Below are 2,245 nucleotides of genomic sequence, written 5' to 3'. Positions count from 1 at the left end.
ACTTTGATTTAAGCAGAATGCTCAGGCAGTTTTTATCTGCTCAAATTTTCTTTCGTAAGTATATTCAAATTTAATACCATATAAACGATATTTGTATCCTCAAAGCACTTAGTTTTGTGTTAAAAAATGTTAAATTAAAAAACACAAACCACTAATTACCTTTTGCAACTCAAATATTGCATTAAAAAATGAAGCTTTCATGAAAATTAATTTCTTTAAATACCAGGGCGCAGGCAACGATTTTATTTTAATAGACCACACCATGAGTCCGTTAAAAAATATTGACAATCAATTAGTTGAACAACTATGCCATAGAAGATTTGGCATTGGTGCCGATGGATTAATGTTTATTACCAAACATGAGGATTATGATTTTGAGATGCATTACTTTAACGCTGATGGTAAGCTGGGCAGCATGTGTGGAAACGGTGGCAGATGCATTGTTGCCTTTGCCAAACAACTCGGAATCATCGATCGCGAAACAAACTTTTTGGCAGTAGATGGCCCACATTATGCCAGAATTTCAGAAAATGGCGAATGGGTTGATTTACAAATGATTGATGTAGATACCATTACCAAAGATGGCGAGGCATATGTATTGAATACTGGTTCGCCGCATTATGTTGCTATACAAAGCGGTTTAAAAGACTTTGATGTTTTTACTGAAGGGAAAAACATTCGCTACAATGGAACTTATGCAGAAAAAGGTATAAATGTAAACTTTGTAGAAGATAAAGGCGATCATTTATTTGTACGTACCTACGAGCGTGGTGTAGAAGATGAAACTTATGCCTGTGGTACTGGGGTAACAGCCGTAGCCATGGCCATGGCGAAACACAAAGACCAAACCGGTCATATTAAAACGGCCATTAAAGTTTTGGGTGGTGATATTAAAATAGAATTCGATTACGATGGTAAGGAATTTACCAATGTGTTTTTATGCGGCCCGGCCAAATTGGTTTTTGAGGGAGAAGTAGAGTAATCTTCTTTTTTAACCTCGTAGGTTTTAAAAACCTGCGAGGTTTGAATCCTATCTGAACACCTCGTGTAAAACAGACACTATCAATGTATTTTATTGCCTAAAATACGCAACATTTATTCTAAAAAACCGTATATTTCCTTTGGATTTAACAGCTTTTAACATCTGTCGCAAGATATTTACACACTGTTTTTTATGCCAAAAAATACGACAACACAATCTTTAACAGTACTTTAAAGGAAATCCGACAGGTTTTCAATCGAAAAATAAATCAATCGATTGATTAAATGACAGAATTCGGACAGATTTATTTTTTTTTAGGCTCTATTTTTGGGCATTTATTGGCGAAAATCGAAGTCCTATATTTTTTGACAACGCCCTTAATTCCGGAAATTTAAATTTAAACACACAGAAATACCCATGAGAAAAGTAACAACTCTCTTTTTTAGCGTGAGCATTGGTATGCTTCTAGCGTCCTGCGGAAATAACGATGCAGCTAAAAAAGCTGCCGCTGCAGCAGCAGCAGGTCCACAAGCTTACCCTGTTTTTACAGTAACCACACAAAATACAACATTAGATTCTGATTATCCAGCAACAATTGAAGGTATTCAAAACATTGATATCCGTCCGAAAGTTGATGGTTTTATCGAAAAAATATTKGTGGATGAAGGTGCTGTAGTTAAGAAAGGTCAATTGCTTTTCACCATTAATGCACCACAGTATGAGCAACAGGTTAGAACAGCAAGAGCAGCTATTAGCAGTGCCGAAGCTGATGTAAATGCTGCCCAGCTAACAGTAAACAAAACCAAACCCCTGGTAGAAAAAGATATTATTAGCAAATACGATCTGGATGCAGCGCAGCTAACGCTTCAGAGCAGGAAAGCTGCACTTGCACAAGCAAAAGCAGAATTGGTAAATGCACAGGTTAATTTAGGTTATACTTCGATTACCAGCCCTGTTGATGGCGTAGTTGGTAGTATCCCTTTCAGAAATGGAAGTTTAGTGAGCAGCAGCAGCACACAGCCGTTAACTACTGTATCCAATACTTCTAAGGTTTACGCCTATTTCTCATTAAACGAGAAACAGCTTTTAGATTTTTCTAATACCTATAAAGGCAATACGCTTGCACAGCAAATGAAAAACATTCCTGCGGTGAGCTTGGTTCTTGCCGATGGTTCAATTTATGCACAAAATGGCAAGATTGAATCCATCAACGGACAGATTAACACCAGCACTGGTTCGGCTAGTTTAAGGGCAACCTTCCCT

2 protein-coding genes are annotated in these 2,245 nt (G+C 37.3%); both read left to right on the top strand.

Features of this window, described 5'->3' with window-relative positions; genetic code table 11:
- Positions 1-199 precede the first annotated feature (199 nt).
- The gene (dapF, locus tag AC1DPQ_RS25490; RefSeq protein ID WP_477611278.1) at positions 200-982 is read left to right on the top strand and encodes a diaminopimelate epimerase; all 783 of its coding nucleotides are present in this window, start codon (positions 200-202) and stop codon (positions 980-982) included.
- A 417-nt stretch (positions 983-1,399) separates the two neighbouring features.
- Positions 1,400-2,245, top strand: an 846-nt coding sequence (locus AC1DPQ_RS25485; protein ID WP_477611277.1) for an efflux RND transporter periplasmic adaptor subunit, incomplete at its 3' end; no start/stop codon positions are given.

Source organism: Pedobacter sp. 01T416_2, from assembly GCF_056398925.1.
The sequence above is the reverse complement of the archived record's forward strand: the minus strand, read 5'-3'. Positions and strand labels throughout refer to the sequence as shown.

Bases quoted from the DNA above. Each gene is read 5' to 3' on its own strand.
- dapF (WP_477611278.1), top strand. From the start codon at position 200: ATGAAAATTAATTTCTTTAAATACCAGGGCGCAGGCAACGATTTTATT.